Source organism: Enterobacter sp. DN (genome assembly GCF_046054285.1).
GTDB lineage: Bacteria > Pseudomonadota > Gammaproteobacteria > Enterobacterales > Enterobacteriaceae > Enterobacter > Enterobacter hormaechei_C.
This window is the reverse complement of record NZ_JBJJTG010000007.1, coordinates 47,879-63,358: the sequence shown is the minus strand read 5'-3', so window position 1 is coordinate 63,358 and position 15,480 is coordinate 47,879. Positions and strand designations below refer to the sequence as shown.

General features: G+C 57.2%; 16 protein-coding genes and 1 other annotated feature. Of the genes, 5 read left to right on the top strand and 11 right to left on the bottom strand.

All coding sequences use genetic code 11. The features are described 5' to 3' along the window. Nucleotides 1-26 precede the first annotated feature (26 nt). The 5 genes from ACJTMZ_RS16530 to ACJTMZ_RS16510 are packed head-to-tail and all read left to right on the top strand — an operon-like array spanning nt 27 to nt 5,652. A complete protein-coding gene (locus tag ACJTMZ_RS16530; RefSeq protein WP_017693583.1) occupies nt 27-2,009 on the top strand; it encodes a TonB-dependent hemoglobin/transferrin/lactoferrin family receptor in 1,983 nt (660 codons plus the stop codon). A 35-nt stretch (nt 2,010-2,044) separates the two neighbouring features. Then, nucleotides 2,045-3,073 carry a hematinate-forming heme oxygenase ChuS gene (gene chuS, locus ACJTMZ_RS16525; protein WP_023296351.1) on the top strand — a complete coding sequence of 343 codons (1,029 nt, stop codon included), beginning with the start codon at nt 2,045-2,047 and terminating at the stop codon, nt 3,071-3,073. After that, nucleotides 3,070-3,888, top strand: coding sequence for a hemin ABC transporter substrate-binding protein (locus tag ACJTMZ_RS16520; protein ID WP_032670073.1), 819 nt, complete (start codon nt 3,070-3,072; stop codon nt 3,886-3,888). Before chuS ends, ACJTMZ_RS16520 begins: the two co-directional genes overlap by 4 nt. Then, a complete protein-coding gene (locus tag ACJTMZ_RS16515) occupies nt 3,888-4,880 on the top strand; it encodes an iron ABC transporter permease (RefSeq protein ID WP_032104822.1) in 993 nt (330 codons plus the stop codon). Before ACJTMZ_RS16520 ends, ACJTMZ_RS16515 begins: the two co-directional genes overlap by 1 nt. Further along, nucleotides 4,873-5,652 (top strand): heme ABC transporter ATP-binding protein, encoded by a 780-nt coding sequence (locus tag ACJTMZ_RS16510; RefSeq protein WP_015570728.1) that lies wholly within the window; start codon nt 4,873-4,875, stop codon nt 5,650-5,652. The genes ACJTMZ_RS16515 and ACJTMZ_RS16510 overlap by 8 nt, the downstream gene beginning before the upstream one ends. On the opposite strand, the gene selO is transcribed toward ACJTMZ_RS16510, so the two are convergent. From selO to rplT, 11 genes are all read right to left on the bottom strand, one after another. After that, nucleotides 5,649-7,091, bottom strand: coding sequence for a protein adenylyltransferase SelO (gene selO / locus ACJTMZ_RS16505; RefSeq protein ID WP_408626945.1), 1,443 nt, complete (start codon nt 7,089-7,091; stop codon nt 5,649-5,651). The genes ACJTMZ_RS16510 and selO overlap by 4 nt on opposite strands. 61 nt (nt 7,092-7,152) lie before the next feature. Next, nucleotides 7,153-7,866 (bottom strand): EAL domain-containing protein, encoded by a 714-nt coding sequence (locus ACJTMZ_RS16500; RefSeq protein ID WP_023303526.1) that lies wholly within the window; start codon nt 7,864-7,866, stop codon nt 7,153-7,155. A 292-nt stretch (nt 7,867-8,158) separates the two neighbouring features. Continuing rightward, nucleotides 8,159-8,623 carry an NlpC/P60 family protein gene (locus tag ACJTMZ_RS16495; RefSeq protein ID WP_015570730.1) on the bottom strand — a complete coding sequence of 155 codons (465 nt, stop codon included), beginning with the start codon at nt 8,621-8,623 and terminating at the stop codon, nt 8,159-8,161. Nucleotides 8,624-8,695: 72 nt separating this feature from the next. Then, on the bottom strand, nt 8,696-9,451 hold the full coding sequence (gene btuD / locus ACJTMZ_RS16490) for a vitamin B12 ABC transporter ATP-binding protein BtuD (RefSeq protein ID WP_015570731.1): 756 nt from the start codon (nt 9,449-9,451) through the stop codon (nt 8,696-8,698). Then, nucleotides 9,451-10,002, bottom strand: a complete 552-nt coding sequence (locus tag ACJTMZ_RS16485; protein ID WP_015570732.1) for a glutathione peroxidase — start codon at nt 10,000-10,002, stop codon at nt 9,451-9,453. Before ACJTMZ_RS16485 ends, btuD begins: the two co-directional genes overlap by 1 nt. A 33-nt stretch (nt 10,003-10,035) precedes the next feature. Then, entirely contained in the window at nt 10,036-11,016 is a 981-nt protein-coding gene (gene btuC, locus ACJTMZ_RS16480; RefSeq protein ID WP_017693588.1) for a vitamin B12 ABC transporter permease BtuC, read from the bottom strand. A gap of 103 nt (nt 11,017-11,119) precedes the next feature. Then, nucleotides 11,120-11,419 carry an integration host factor subunit alpha gene (ihfA, locus tag ACJTMZ_RS16475; protein WP_003857805.1) on the bottom strand — a complete coding sequence of 100 codons (300 nt, stop codon included), beginning with the start codon at nt 11,417-11,419 and terminating at the stop codon, nt 11,120-11,122. Nucleotides 11,420-11,423: 4 nt separating this feature from the next. Continuing rightward, the gene (gene pheT / locus ACJTMZ_RS16470; RefSeq protein WP_032619831.1) at nt 11,424-13,811 is read right to left on the bottom strand and encodes a phenylalanine--tRNA ligase subunit beta; all 2,388 of its coding nucleotides are present in this window, start codon (nt 13,809-13,811) and stop codon (nt 11,424-11,426) included. Nucleotides 13,812-13,826: 15 nt separating this feature from the next. Further along, on the bottom strand, nt 13,827-14,810 hold the full coding sequence (pheS, locus tag ACJTMZ_RS16465; protein ID WP_003857809.1) for a phenylalanine--tRNA ligase subunit alpha: 984 nt from the start codon (nt 14,808-14,810) through the stop codon (nt 13,827-13,829). 62 nt (nt 14,811-14,872) lie between these two features. After that, nucleotides 14,873-14,997 (bottom strand) — a sequence feature (Phe leader region). Next, entirely contained in the window at nt 14,948-14,992 is a 45-nt protein-coding gene (gene pheM, locus ACJTMZ_RS16460) for a pheST operon leader peptide PheM (protein WP_001386830.1), read from the bottom strand. (Overlaps the previous feature by 45 nt.) 116 nt (nt 14,998-15,113) lie before the next feature. Further along, nucleotides 15,114-15,470: a 50S ribosomal protein L20 gene (gene rplT / locus ACJTMZ_RS16455; RefSeq protein WP_000124850.1), complete on the bottom strand. Its 357-nt coding sequence runs from the start codon at nt 15,468-15,470 to the stop codon at nt 15,114-15,116. Nucleotides 15,471-15,480: the final 10 nt, after the last annotated feature.

Below are 15,480 nucleotides of genomic sequence, written 5' to 3'. Positions count from 1 at the left end.
CTTTTCAATTCTTATGGAGAGTTGCTATGCCACACCTGCAATCCGCGTCTTTACGCCCGTCTCTTCTGGCGCTGGCGATTGTCAGCACCCTGCCGGGCGTTACGTTTGCCGCCGCAGACGAGATCACCGTCACCGCCACCGGCAATGCCCGCAGCGCCTTTGAAGCCCCCATGATGGTGAGCGTGATTGACGCCACCGCGCCGGAAAACCAGACCGCCAGCTCCGCCGCCGACCTGCTGCGCAAGGTGCCCGGTCTGACGCTGGACGGCACCGGGCGCACCAACGGTCAGGACGTTAACCTCCGGGGCTATGACCGCCGTGGCGTGCTGATACTGGTGGATGGCGTGCGCCAGGGCACTGATACCGGACACCTGAACAGCACGTTCCTCGATCCGGCGCTGATCAAACGTATTGAAGTAGTACGTGGTCCTTCCGCCTTGCTGTACGGCAGCGGCGCGCTGGGCGGCGTAATTTCGTATGACACCGTCGACGCCAGCGATCTGCTGGATGCAGGTAAAAACAGCGGCTATCGCGTATTTGCTACCGGTGCAACGGGCGATCATAGCATCGGGATGGGTGCCAGCGCCTATGGCCGCACCGATACCCTGGACGGTCTGGTCTCCTGGTCCAGCCGCGATCGCGGCGACATTCGCCAGAGTGACGGCGCGAGGGCGCCAAACGACGAATCCATCAACAATATGCTGGCGAAAGGCAGCTGGAAAATCGATCCGGCGCAGACGCTGAGTGGCTCCCTGCGCTACTACAACAACGACGCGCAGGAGCCGAAAAATCCGCAGACCACGGATGCCAGCAGCAGTAACCCGATGACCGATCGTTCCACCATTCAGCGCGATGCCCAGCTTGGCTACCGCATTGCGCCAGCCGGAAACGACTGGCTGAACGCCGATGCGAAAATTTACTGGTCCGAAGCGCGGATCAACGCCCAGAACATCGACGCCAGCGGCGAGTTCCGTAAGCAGACTACCAAAGGCGGCAAAGTGGAAAACCGCACCCGCCTGTTCAGCGACTCCTTCGCCTCGCACCTGCTGACCTACGGGGGGGAATACTATCGTCAGGAGCAACACCCTGGCGGCGCGACCACCGGCTTCCCGGACGCGAAAATCGACTTCAGCTCCGGCTGGTTGCAGGATGAGATCACCCTGCGCGACCTGCCGGTAACGCTTCTCGGCGGGACGCGTTACGACAACTACCGCGGCAGCAGCGACGGTTACGACGACGTGGATGCGGATAAGTGGTCATCACGCGCCGGGTTAACCGTGAGTCCAGCCGACTGGCTGATGCTGTTCGGCTCTTACGCCCAGGCCTTCCGTGCGCCAACGATGGGCGAGATGTATAACGACTCGAAGCACTTCTCTATCGGCAGCTTCTACACCAACTACTGGGTGCCGAACCCGAACCTGCGTCCGGAAACTAACGAAACCCAGGAGTTCGGTTTTGGGCTACGTTTTGACGATCTGCTGCTCGCCAACGACGCGCTGGAGTTCAAAGCCAGCTACTTCGACACCAAAGCGAAAGATTACATCTCCACTACCGTCGATTTTGCGGCGGCCACCACCATGTCCTATAACGTACCAAATGCCAAAATCTGGGGCTGGGACATGATGGCGACCTACGCGACCAGTCTGTTCAACCTGGACGTGGCCTACAACCGCACGCGCGGGAAAGATACCGACACGGGCGAATACATCTCCAGCATCAACCCGGACACCGTCACCAGCAAGCTGGATATCCCCGTGGCGCAAAGCGGCTTCTCCGTGGGCTGGATCGGCACCTTCGTCGAACGTTCAACGCACATCAGCAGCAGCTACAGCGAGCAGCCTGGCTACGCAGTGAATGATTTCTACGTCAGCTATAAAGGTCAGCAGCAGTTCAAAGGCATCACCACCACCCTCGTGCTGGGGAACGCCTTCGACAAAGCCTACTGGTCACCACAAGGCATCCCGCAGGATGGCCGCAACGGCAAGATCTTCGTCAGTTATCAATGGTAATTCCCTTCGGGGCAACGATTCAGAAGGATAAGATTATGGGTCACTACACACGCTGGCTTGAGCTTAAAGAAGAACATCCGGGTAAGTACGCCCGTGATATCGCCGGATTAATGCACATCAGCGAAGCAGAGCTGGCATTTGCGCGCGTTGGACACGACGCCTGGCGGCTGCGCGGTGAAATCCGTGAGATTCTGGCAGCGCTGGAGTCGGTGGGGGAAACCAAATGCATCTGCCGTAACGAATACGCCGTTCACGAACAGGTCGGGGCGTTTACTAACCAGCACCTCGGCGGCCACGCCGGGCTGGTGCTGAATCCGCGCGCGCTGGATCTGCGTTTGTTCCTCAACCAGTGGGCGAGCGCGTTTCACATAAGTGAAACGACCTCCCGCGGCGAACGTCAGAGCATTCAGTTCTTCGATCATCAGGGCGACGCTTTACTGAAGGTCTACACCACGGATCACACCGACGTTGCCGCCTGGGGCGACGTGCTGACCCGTTTTATCATTGCCGATAACCCCACTCTGGCACTGAAGGCTGTCGATGCCCCTGCGCATTCCGACGGTGCTGATGCAGGCTCGGTGGAGAAAGAGTGGCGCGCCATGACCGATGTGCATCAGTTCTTTAGCTTACTAAAGCGCCATAACCTGAGCCGCCAGCAGGCGTTTCGTCTGGTGAGTGACGATCTGGCCTGTAAGGTGGATAACAGCGCGCTGGCACAGCTGCTGGAGACGGCGCGACAGGACGGAAACGAAATCATGATCTTCGTCGGCAACCGCGGCTGCGTGCAGATCTTCACCGGTGTGGTGGAAAAACTGACGCCCATGAAGGGCTGGCTGAACATCTTCAACCCAACCTTTACCCTGCATCTGCTGGAGGAGACTATCGCCGAGACGTGGGTAACGCGTAAGCCTACGGCGGACGGACACGTTACCAGCCTGGAGCTGTTTGCTGCGGACGGCACTCAGATCGCCCAGCTCTACGGGCAGCGTACCGAAGGCGAGCCTGAGCAGAGCCAGTGGCGCCGCCAGATTGACGCCCTGACGCCAGAAGGGCTGGCCGCATGAAACACTGGTTCGCCCTGCTCTGCGCCCTGCCGCTGGTCGCCGTCGCCGCGCCGGAGAGAATTGTCGCCCTCGGCGGCGACGTGACGGAGATCGTCTACGCCCTCGGCGCGGAGTCTTCTCTGGTTGCGCGCGACAGTACCAGCCAGTGGCCGCAGGCGACAAACGCGCTGCCTGACGTGGGGTATCTTCGCCAGCTGAATGCGGAGGGGATTTTGTCCGTACGCCCGACGCTGGTGCTGGCAAGCGACCAGGCGCAGCCCTCTCTGGCGCTGAAACAGGTTGAACAGAGCCACGTCCGGGTGGTTACCGTTCCCGGCACGCCTGACCTGCGCGCGATTGACGAAAAAGTACGGGTGATAGCTCAGGCGACGCATCATGAGGCGCAAGGGGAAACCCTGCGCAACTCGCTGCGTCAGGCGCTGGCGGCACTGCCCTCAACACCGCTCAACAAGCGGGTGCTGTTTATCCTCAGCCACGGCGGAATGACCGCAATGGCGGCCGGGCAACAGACCGGCGCGGATGCGGCAATACGCGCCGCCGGGTTGCAGAACGCCATGCAGGGCTTTACCCGCTATCAGCCGCTTTCCCAGGAGGGGGTGATGGCCAGCCAGCCGGATCTGGTGGTGATTTCGCAGGACGGTCTTAACGCGCTGGGCGGCGAAGAAAATCTGTGGAAACTGCCCGGTCTGGCGCAAACGCCAGCGGGACGAAGCAAGCAGATGCTGGCTATTGATGATATGGCCCTGCTGGGCTTCAGCGTCCGCACGCCGAAAGCCATACAACAGCTGCGTGCCAGAGCGGAGCAACTGCCCTGATGTCCCGGCGCATCACGTTATCGTTATGGCTTCTGGCGGGGTTGCTTACCGTCATGACGTTCATGGCCACCGGTTTTGGGGCGTTACGCCTGCCGGTGAACGTGCTGTGGAGCGGCAGCGATGAGACGCTACGCCAGATCTGGCTTACCATCCGTCTGCCCCGCGTACTGCTGGCGCTGGTGATTGGCGGATCGCTGGCGCTCGCCGGCTGCGTCATGCAGGGGCTGTTCCGCAATCCACTGGCCGACCCGGGCCTGCTCGGGATCAGCAGCGGTGCGGCGCTGGCCGTCGCCCTGTGGGTGGTGCTCCCGCTCTCGCTGCCCGCGCTGGTGATGCTTTACGCCCCTATGCTGGCGGCATTTTTTGGGGCGCTGGCAGCCACTGGCGTGATCTTCCTGCTCAGCAAGCAGCGTGACCCCTCTCTGTCACGTCTGTTGCTGGTGGGTATCGCCATCAATGCCCTATGCGGTGCGGCAGTGGGTGTGCTTTCGTGGGTCAGCAATGACGCCCAGCTGCGTCAGCTTTCACTCTGGGGAATGGGAAGTCTTGGTCAGGCACAGTGGTCAACGCTGCTCGCCGTGACCTCGCTGATGGTGCCTGCCGTTCTGGCGATCTGGCGTTGTGCCAGCGCATTAAATTTACTGCAACTGGGTGAGGAGGAAGCGCATTACCTTGGCGTGGACGTTGCCCTTGTACAGCGAATATTACTGTTATGCAGCGCCCTGCTGGTCGCTGCGGCTGTCGCCGTCAGCGGCGTGATTGGCTTTGTCGGACTCGTGGTGCCGCACCTGATGCGCATGTGGCTGGGCGCCGATCACCGGGCAACCCTCCCCGGCACGGTACTCGCGGGCGCATTACTGCTGCTGGTGGCGGATACGGTCGCGCGCACCCTGGTCGCTCCGGCAGAAATGCCGGTCGGCCTGCTCACCAGTATCCTTGGCGCTCCCTGGTTCTTATGGCTCATTTTTCGTCGTGGAGAACAGCATGGCTGAACGTTATACGGCTGAAAATCTTACTTTTACCCGGTCTGGCCGCACGCTGACAGATAACGTTTCGCTGTCACTGTCGCAGGGAGAGCTGGTTACATTGATCGGCCCCAACGGCGCGGGGAAATCCACGCTGCTGCGGCTGCTGACCGGCTACCTGAAACCCGACAGCGGCGGCTGTTCGCTGGCGGGAAAAGCGCTGGATGAATGGCATCCGCAGACGCTGTCCCGCTATCGGGCAGTGATGCGCCAGCAGTCTCAGCCTGGATTTGACTGGCAGGTGGAGGAGATCGTTGGAATGGGGCGTGCGCCCTGGACGCGTCACCCGGAACCGTCGATTGTGCGTGAGGTGTTGCAGCTGACCGGTTGCCTGCCGCTGGCCGGCAGGCGTTATCATGCCCTCTCCGGCGGCGAGCAGCAGCGCGTCCAGCTCGCCCGCGCGCTGGCGCAGCTGTGGCGTGACGGAACGCCGCGCGGCTGGCTGTTTCTCGACGAACCCACTTCAGCGCTGGATCTCTACCACCAGCAGCATCTGCTGCGCCTGTTGAAATCGCTGACCCGTCAGGGCCATCTTCACGCCTGCGTGGTGCTGCACGATCTCAATCTTGCCGCATTATGGTCGGACCGGATCCTGCTGTTACACAACGGCAGGATTGTTTCTCAGGGCATACCGGAGACGGTTTTGCAGGCCGACGCGCTGGCACACTGGTACGGTGCGCAGGTGCACGTCGGCAGACATCCGGCGCACGCCGCACCGCAGGTTTTTCTCGCCCCTTAGCTTGAGCAGCTCACTTCCAGCCGCTTGCCCCAGTCCGGCGGGCGGCTGACATAGTCATCGTCCCGATCGGCAAACGGCGTGCGCAGGGCGATATGCAGCCGATGCAGCTCGGTATAATCCCCCTGCTCTGCCTGCTCAATGGCCCGCTGCGCCAGCCAGTTGCGCAACACCATCGCCGGGTTAACCGCCTTCATCCGCGTCTGGCGGGTATCGTCATCAATTTGTTCCTGCTGTAAACGCGTCCGGTAAACGGCAAACCAGTCATCAAACGCCTGACGATCGATGAACTCGTCGCGCAGCGGTGACGCGGCGCTCTGCTGCGCGGTCTGGCTCAGCATACGGAAGGTTCGGGTATAGTCGCTGCCTTCACGCACCATGATGGCAAACAGCCCATTCAACAGCGCGTTATCGCCTTTTTCCTGCGTCATCAGCCCCAGCTTGTTGCGCATTAACACACCATATTCCCGCAGCATGATCTCCTGATAGCTGTCCAGCGCATCGTTCAGGGCATCGACGTCGATAAACGGCGACAGGCTTTGCGCAAGCCGCTGAAGGTTCCACAGCCCCACCGCAGGCTGGTTGTCGAAACGGTAACGCCCCTGATAGTCCGAATGGTTACAGATGTAACCCGGCTGATAGTCATCAAGGAAGCCGTACGGACCGTAGTCAAACGTCAGCCCTAACAGGGACATGTTGTCGGTATTCATCACCCCGTGGGCAAAGCCGACGGCCTGCCAGCGGGCAATCATTGCGGCAGTGCGCGCGACAATATCACGGAACCAGAGAACATAGCGGTCCGGCTCGTTTTGCAGGTGCGGCCAGTGACGGCGAAGGGCGTAATCGGCAAGCTGGCGGACCTTATCCGGCTCGCGGCGATAGTAGAAGTGTTCAAAATGACCGAAACGCAGATGGCTTTCCGCCACGCGGATCAGCATCGCCCCCTGCTCCATCGTTTCCCGGGCCACCGGCGTGTCGCTGGTGACAATGGACAGCGCGCGTGAGGTGGGGATCCCCAGGGCATGCATCGCCTCGGAAGCCAGACCTTCACGGATGGTTGAACGCAGCATCGCGCGGCCATCCCCCATGCGTGAGTACGGGGTTAGCCCTGCCCCTTTCAGGTGCCAGTCGAGCGTTTCGCCATTCGGCAGAAGCTGTTCACCCAGCAGGATGCCGCGGCCATCGCCGAGCTGTCCCGCCCAGACGCCAAACTGATGTCCGCTGTAGACCTGAGCCAGCGGCTTCATGCCCGGGAGCAGCGTTTCGCCGCCCCAGACGCCGGCGCCTTTTTCTGGCTGAAAAAGCGTCGAAGGGATGCCAAGCGAATCCGCTAATGCATCGTTATGCCAGATAAGACGCGCGTTCTGTAATGGCGTTGGCTTAAGCGCGGTGTAAAAGCCGGGTAATTCATCGTGCCAGTGAGCAGTAAAAGACAGGGTCATAAGTCCTCCTGCTTTAAGTGTAGAGGGTTTCCCTGGACGTAAACACGGGCGAAGAAAGGGGTTATTGCTGAACGAGAGTCGTGACCCGCTCTGCCGGGACGGCAGGCCACAGGCTTCCCTGCATTGCACCAAAATTGAAGGGCAGCACGCGTTGTAAGATGCCGTGATCGTCAATTCCCGAGACCATGACCGACTGACAATGCGGCGCGATCTGCCAGAGAATAGCGCGCATAAAAGGCTCAAACGAGAGTGCCGACGCGCGCTGCTGGATAAAGTTTTTATCCAGAATCACCCGTTTGAACAGACCATCATAAACCGGTTTAAGGGAAGATGCCCCTGCACCAAAGTTAGCCAGTACTAAGGGGAAATGGATCGCCATTCTTGCCAGACAGGGATCGTCTTTCCCGTTATTTAAACCTGGATAGTTCTCATTAACAGTAAACTCAAGAAACGGATAACGCTCGAGGATTGAAACAGCGTTCTCATTAGTTAATAAAAACTCAACAATTGCAGGTGTAATATTGATCCATGCAATTAACTGATGCTGAATAAAAAATAGCTTACAGGTATCGAGTAATTGCAGTTTCTCCTGAAACAGCGCTAATTCATCTTCCTGAGAAAGATGTGGGATAACCAGTTCAGTCGGGATCCGTACGTCCGCACCCACGCCAGTAAAGTTAACCAAAATCTCTAAACCTTTAAGCAAACCTGCACTATCACGCGCCGGAAGGAGTAAAAGTTCAGACTGGTAAGCATTATCTAGCGTAATAATCATCGCGCTTGTCCTGCATTAAAGATGAGAGAGAACATCCTGGAGCAATTGCAGGCACAATTCCACTGTCTTGATTTTAATAAGATTAATTTCATTCTTTCCGTATTAATTTTCAGATTTTTCCCTGAATCTAAATTAATTTTATCCTGGTTATTGAATAATAGCCAGTTTTAGATAAAACAGGCACATGCGGACATAAATAATTGGGCAAAAATTTAACTTTAATCAACCCGCAAGAAAAGCCTGACGTCTATTTTCACCGCCAGGCCCTCCGCACTGCATTTTTATGCAGCGGTTAAATACGTCTGGCCTGCCAGAAGTTTTTACGCCAGTAAACATTATCCAGAGAGGAGCGCATCACGCCACGGCTGGTCGAGGCATGAATGAACTGATTATCGGTATCATAGATGCCGACATGAAGGCCGCTTTCACCGGAGCCCGTTTTAAAAAAGACCAGATCGCCGGGCAGGAGCTCGTCTTTATCAATTTCAGTGCCGATTTTCGCCTGCATACGCGTTTCACGCGGAAGCTGGAGGTCAAATTTATCGCGGAAGGTCATCAGCACAAATCCCGAGCAATCCACCCCGCCCCGGCTCATGCCGCCGTAGCGATAAGGTGTGCCGCGCCAGTTGCTGAGCTGATCGTTCAGGCTGGCAATGACCGTAATGGAATCGGAAAGCCGTGGGTTGGGCGGAGGTGCACGATGGCTGCTGCATCCTGCAAGAAAGAGCGCCGCAACAAGGAGAAACCAGAATCGCATTTCAGACGAATCCTCTGCTTTTTTTGTTCTTTCGGTAATTTAGCGTGCATCTATGCAGCTGTGCAAGAAAGGTTATTCCTGCGCCGTGGAAATGAGCATCTTGTGGCCTTCAATATCCAGCCTCCGGAACGACATGTGGTAAGCGCTCGCAAGATTGGCGGCCGTCAGCACGCTGTCGCGCGTTCCGCTGGCAATCAGCTTGCCACGCGCCAGCAACCACACCCGATGCGCGTGGCGCAACGTATGGTTTAAATCATGGCTGCTCATCACAATGGCAATCCCCTTGCGACACAGCGCGCTGAGCAGGGTATCCAGCGCTGCCTGTTGGGCAACGTCCAGCCCACTCATCGGCTCGTCCAGCAGCAGCAACCGCCCGTGAGGATTTCCCGCCGGATGGATCTGAAGGATAACGGCCGCCAGACGAACGCGCTGCCACTCGCCGCCGGAAAGCTGATTTGCCTGCCGGGTAAGCTTGTCGTCTAACCCGAGTGCCGCAGCAACCTCGTTGAGCAATCCCACCTGATTTTTGTCAGGCAGATGCAGCGTCAGGTAGTGCCAGACGGGCATCGCAAAGGGCGGAACCTGCTGCTGAACCAGATAGCTTCGACGGGAGGCAAGTGTAGCGGGTAGCCAGTCGACGAGCGATTGCCCGAGAAAGGTAATCTTTCCTTCCCCGGTGGTCAGCCCCGCCATGCACGCCAGTAGCGTGCTTTTTCCGGCGCCGTTTGGCCCAACCAGGTGAAGGATTTCACCTGCGTTGACTTCGGCGGTAACAGGCTCAAGACGCCCCTTGCCGGCAACGTCCGTGAGCTGCATCAGCAGCGTCATTATTTCGCCAGCGCCAGCTTAATTGATTCCATCACGATAGGATCTTCAGGCGTCATGTCAGGCGAAAAACGCTGCACGACCTGACCGTCACGGCCAATCAGGAATTTTTCGAAGTTCCACAGAATATCATCCGGATAGAGCGGCGCGCGGCCTTTACTTGCCATACGCTCATAGAAACCACTCTCTTCAGGCGCAACGGCGGTCGGCGCCGCGGCCACCAGTTTGGCATACAGCGGATGACGATTTTCCCCGTTCACATCAATTTTGCTGAACATCGGGAACGTCACGCCATAGGTTGTGCTGCAAAAGGTCTTAATCTCCTCTTCGCTGCCCGGCTCCTGGCCCAGGAACTGGTTGCACGGGAAGCCGAGTACGGTAAAGCCGTCTTTTTCCCAGGCTTTATGAATGTTTTCCAGCAGTTCATACTGCGGCGTAAGGCCACATTTCGACGCCACGTTCACGATGAGCAGCACCTTGCCCTTGTAGCCTTCCAGCGTGGTTTTCTCGCCGTCAATGGTCGTCACTTCGGTATTCAGAATATCAGACTGCATAGCATTCCCTCAGGTTGACTTACAGGTTGTGTTTTAACGTCCAGCTTTTAATAGTAGCCAGATAAAGACCGGTGCGCCCAGCGTTGCGGTCACCACGCCTATGGGCAACTCAGCGGCCGTCAGGGCGAGCCGGGCGATGATATCGGCAACCAGCAGCGTTGCCGCCCCGGCAACCGCCGAGGCCGGGAGCAGGGTTCGGTGGTCCGTAATGCCGCACAGGCGCAGCATATGCGGGATCACCAGCCCAATAAAGCCAATCGCCCCCGCCAGCGCCACGCTTACGCCTACCATCCAGCCAATGGCGATAACCAGCACGTTGCGCCAGAATCCAATCGGCATCCCGAGCTGGCGAGCAGACGTTTCGCCCAGCGCGAGAATATTAAGAGGCTGCGCCTGGAACGCCGTCCACAGGATGACCGGGATCAGGAGCACCATCAGCCACCCCTGACGCCAGTCAACACCCCCAAATCCCCCCATCATCCAGTACATTAACTGGCGCAGATCGAAGGAGGTAGAAAAGTAGACGGCCCAGGTCATCAGCGCACTACAGATGATCCCCAACGCTACCCCGGCAAGCAGCAGCCGACTGGTGGATAAGTGGCGGCGGGCAAAGCGCAGAAGGATAAGGGTTATCAACAGCGCGCCAAGGATGGCGCTGAGGCTAATCCCCCAGCCGGAGAGCTCGCCTCCCCCCAGCATCACGGCGGCGATAAGCCCGACGCCTGCGCCATTTGACACCCCGAGAAGCCCGGGTTCCGCCAGAGGGTTTTCAAATAATGCCTGCATGATCGTGCCGCACAGCGCCAGCGCAGCGCCAACTAAAAGGACAGCCAACGTCCGCGGCAGGCGGATCTGCCAGACAAAGAGCTGTCCTTCAGGCGTAAACCAGCTTTCCGGCCCCAGCCACCGATCGCCCGCACACAGGCTGACGGTGGTGGCGACAATCAACAGCACCCCGAGCAGACACAGGCGGCGAAGATCGGAGCGGTGCTGGCGGCGGGCAAGATCAAGCATAGACGATAGGTTATCCGGTTGAGATATCATTGATTTTACGGCGGGTTTAGCAAATAGCGCAAAGAAAAAAGGCCGCGTGAGCGGCCTTTTTAGTTAGTTCATATTACTCTGCTTTGGGCGTTGCGTTTTCGACACGGCTTTTTAACTTCTGTCCGGGTCTGAAGGTCACCACGCGGCGGGCTGTAATGGGAATATCTTCCCCCGTCTTCGGGTTACGGCCCGGACGTTGGTTTTTGTCTCGCAAATCAAAATTGCCAAAACCGGAGAGTTTAACCTGCTCACCATTTTCCAGAGCACGACGGATCTCTTCGAAAAACAGCTCTACCAGCTCTTTGGCATCCCGTTTGCTAAGCCCAAGCTTATCAAACAGATATTCTGACATTTCAGCTTTTGTAAGCGCCATAGGTTCAATCCCTCAATGATGCCTGGAATCGCTCTTTTAATGCCTCTACACATTTGGCGACGGTAGCGGCAATCTCCTCTTCTTCGAGTGTACGGCTGGTATCCTGAAGGATAAGGCTAATAGCGAGGCTCTTGAAACCTTCTGCTACGCCCTTGCCGCGGTACACGTCAAATAAGTTTACGCCAACTACCTGATTTACGCCAACTTTCTTACATTCGGCCAAAATATCTGCTGCGGGCACATTTTCAGCGACCACAACCGCGATATCACGGCGGTTTGCCGGGAAGCGGGAGACGTCCTGCGCCTGAGGAATGACGCGGTCTGCAACCGGGTTCCACTCCAGTTCGAATACGATGGTACGGCCATTCAGATCCAGCTTACGTTCCAGTTCCGGGTGAACAACCCCAATGAAACCAACACGTTTGCCGTCTAAATAGATCGCCGCACTCTGACCCGGATGCAGGGCTGGAATCGCTTCTGCGCGGAATTCAATTTCGGATAATTTACCGGTCAGATCGAGAATCGCTTCCAGATCGCCCTTCATATCGTAGAAATCAACCGTCCCTTTTGCCAGGTCCCAGTGCTCTTCAAAGCGGTTACCGCTGATGGCGCCGGCCAGCATGAGATCCTGACGGATGCCTAAATTCGCCTGAGTATCCGGTACAAAGCGCAAACCGCTTTCGAAAATACGCACGCGGTTTTGCTGACGGTTCTGGTTATAAACGATAGTACCCAGCAGTCCCGTCCACAGGGACAGACGCATCGCTGACATCTCGCTGGAAATCGGGCTTGGCAGGATCAGCGCTTCCTGACCCGGGTGGATCAGCTGTTGCAGCTTAGGATCAACGAAGCTGTAGGTGATCACTTCCTGGTAGCCTTTGTCGTTCAGCATGGTTTTCACACGCTTCAGAGACAGATCGGCCTCGCGATGGCTGCCCATCACCAGACCCGCCTGCACCGGCTCGTCAGGGATGTTGTTGTAGCCGTAAACGCGGGCCACTTCTTCCACCAGATCTTCCTCGATCTCCATGTCAAAACGCCAGGACGGCGCAACGGCTTTCCACTCGTCCTGACCCTCAGTAACTTCGCAGCCCAGACGCGTCAGAATGTCGGTCACCTGCGCATCGGCAACGTGGTGACCAATCAGACGATCCAGTTTGCTGCGGCGCAGGGTAATGGTCGCACGCTTCGGCAGCGTCGCTTCGTTGGTCACATCGATAACCGGACCCGCTTCGCCGCCGCAGATGTCGATCAGCAGGCGAGTCGCACGCTCCATCGCTTTGTATTGCAGCGCAGGATCCACGCCACGCTCGTAGCGGTGAGAAGCATCAGTGTGCAGACCGTGACGGCGTGCGCGGCCGGTGATGGAGAGCGGGCTGAAGAACGCGCATTCCAGCAGGACGTTTTGCGTCTCGTCGTTGACGCCAGAGTGCTCGCCGCCGAAGATCCCGCCCATCGCCAGCGCTTTGTTGTGATCGGCAATCACCAGGGTGTCAGCGTTCAGTTTCGCTTCGCTGCCGTCCAGCAGAACCAGGGTTTCGCCCTCTTTCGCCATGCGCACGACGATCCCACCTTCGATACGATCTTTATCAAAGGCGTGCATTGGCTGGCCCAGCTCCAGCAGAACATAGTTGGTGACGTCGACGACCGCATCGATAGAACGGATACCGCAGCGACGCAGTTTCTCTTTCATCCACAGCGGGGTTGGCGCTTTAACGTTAATACCTTTCACCACACGACCGAGGTAGCGTGGGCAGGCCTCAGGCGCGTCTACCTGTATCGGCAGCACGTCACTGATGGTTGCCTCAACCGGAGCGATCTCCGGCACGTTCAGTTCAGTCTGGTTGAGCACGGCCACGTCGCGGGCCACACCGATGATGCCTAAACAGTCAGCACGGTTTGGCGTTACGCTGATTTCGATGGTGTTGTCATCAAGCTTCAGGTATTCGCGGATATCCGTACCAACTGGCGCATCCTGCGGCAGTTCAATAATGCCGGAGTGATCGTCGGAAATACCCAGTTCGGAGAAGGAGCACAGCATGCCTTCAGACGGCTCACCGCGCAGCTTAGCCGCTTTGATTTTGAAATCGCCCGGCAGCACCGCACCGACGGTCGCCACGGCCACTTTCAGGCCCTGACGGCAGTTTGGCGCACCGCAGACGATATCCAGCAGACGGTCACCGCCCACATTGACTTTTGTTACGCGCAGTTTGTCAGCGTTAGGGTGCTGACCGCATTCAACCACTTCACCCACGACCACGCCGGTGAAGGCGCCAGAAACCGGCTCTACACCGTCAACTTCCAGACCCGCCATGGTGATCTGGTTGGAAAGCTCGTCGCTGTCCAGCGTGGTGTTCACCCATTCGCGTAACCACAGTTCACTGAATTTCATTGTTCTGTCCTGCCCTTATTTAAACTGTTTGAGGAAACGCAGATCGTTTTCGAAGAACGCACGTAAGTCGGTTACGCCGTAGCGCAGCATGGTCAGACGCTCCATACCCATACCGAACGCAAAGCCGGAATACACTTCCGGATCGATACCCACGTTGCGCAGCACGTTTGGATGCACCATGCCGCAGCCCAGCACTTCCAGCCATTTGCCGTTTTTACCCATCACGTCAACTTCCGCAGACGGTTCGGTGAACGGGAAGTAGGACGGGCGGAAGCGAACCTGCAAATCTTCCTCAAAGAAGTTGTTCAGGAAATCGTGCAGCGTGCCTTTCAGGTTGGTAAAGCTGATGTTTTTATCAACAATCAGACCTTCCATCTGGTGGAACATTGGGGTGTGGGTCTGATCGTAGTCGTTACGGTATACGCGACCCGGCGCGATGATGCGGATTGGCGGCTCCTGCTCCTTCATGGTACGGATCTGAACGCCGGAAGTCTGAGTACGCAGCAGACGGGTAGCGTCAAACCAGAAAGTGTCGTGGTCAGCACGTGCCGGATGATGGCCAGGAATGTTCAGGGCATCGAAGTTGTGGTAATCATCTTCAATTTCCGGGCCAGTCGCCACGGTAAAGCCGAGCTCACCGAAGAAACTTTCAATACGATCGATAGTACGAGTCACCGGATGCAGACCGCCGTTTTCAATACGACGACCCGGCAGAGAAACGTCAATCGTTTCTGCCGCCAGACGCGCATTCAGTACTGCGCTTTCCAGCTCGGCTTTACGCGCGTTCAGCGCCTGCTGTACCTGCTCTTTGGCTTCGTTAATCACTGCACCGGCTGCCGGGCGCTCCTCTGCTGGCAGTTCACGCAGGGTAGTCATCTGAAGGGTCAAATGCCCTTTCTTGCCCAGATATTCGACGCGGACATTGTCTAACGCGGCAACATCTGAGGCCTGGTTAATGGCGGCCGTTGCACTGGCAACCAGCTCTGCGAGATGTGACATGGTTTTCCTCATTATGTCGGTGCAGACACCGAATTGTTGGACGTATTCTCTTAACTTCAGGCACAAAAAAAGCCTCCATCGGGAGGCTTATCTGGCGCTGTTTTTCGTTTCATCTTTCACGCGCTAGCCTCCTGAAGTCAGGTGCTAAAGTAAAAGAAGAAGCGGAAAATAGCAGCATTCATGCTTGCGTTACCTTGTAGGGTAAAAACCGTTAGACCTTATTGAAAAGCCTGCGCGGATAAATGTCAATCTTCTGATGGTGTTAAATGAAAAGAGGAGGCAAAGCCCCCTCTCTCAACTGGCTTATGCCAGTGCTGCTTTCGCTTTTTCGACCAGAGCGGTGAACGCTACTTTGTCGAATACTGCGATGTCAGCCAGGATCTTACGGTCGATTTCAACAGAGGCTTTTTTCAGGCCGTTGATGAATTTGCTGTAAGAAATACCGTTCTGACGTGCTGCTGCGTTGATACGCGCAATCCACAGTTGACGGAACTGACGCTTACGCTGACGACGGTCACGGTAAGCGTACTGACCTGCTTTGATAACAGCCTGGAAGGCAACGCGGTATACGCGTGAACGCGCACCGTAGTAGCCTTTAGCTTGTTTCAAAATTTTCTTGTGACGTGCACGTGCAATTACACCACGTTTTACGCGAGCCATGTGTGCTCTC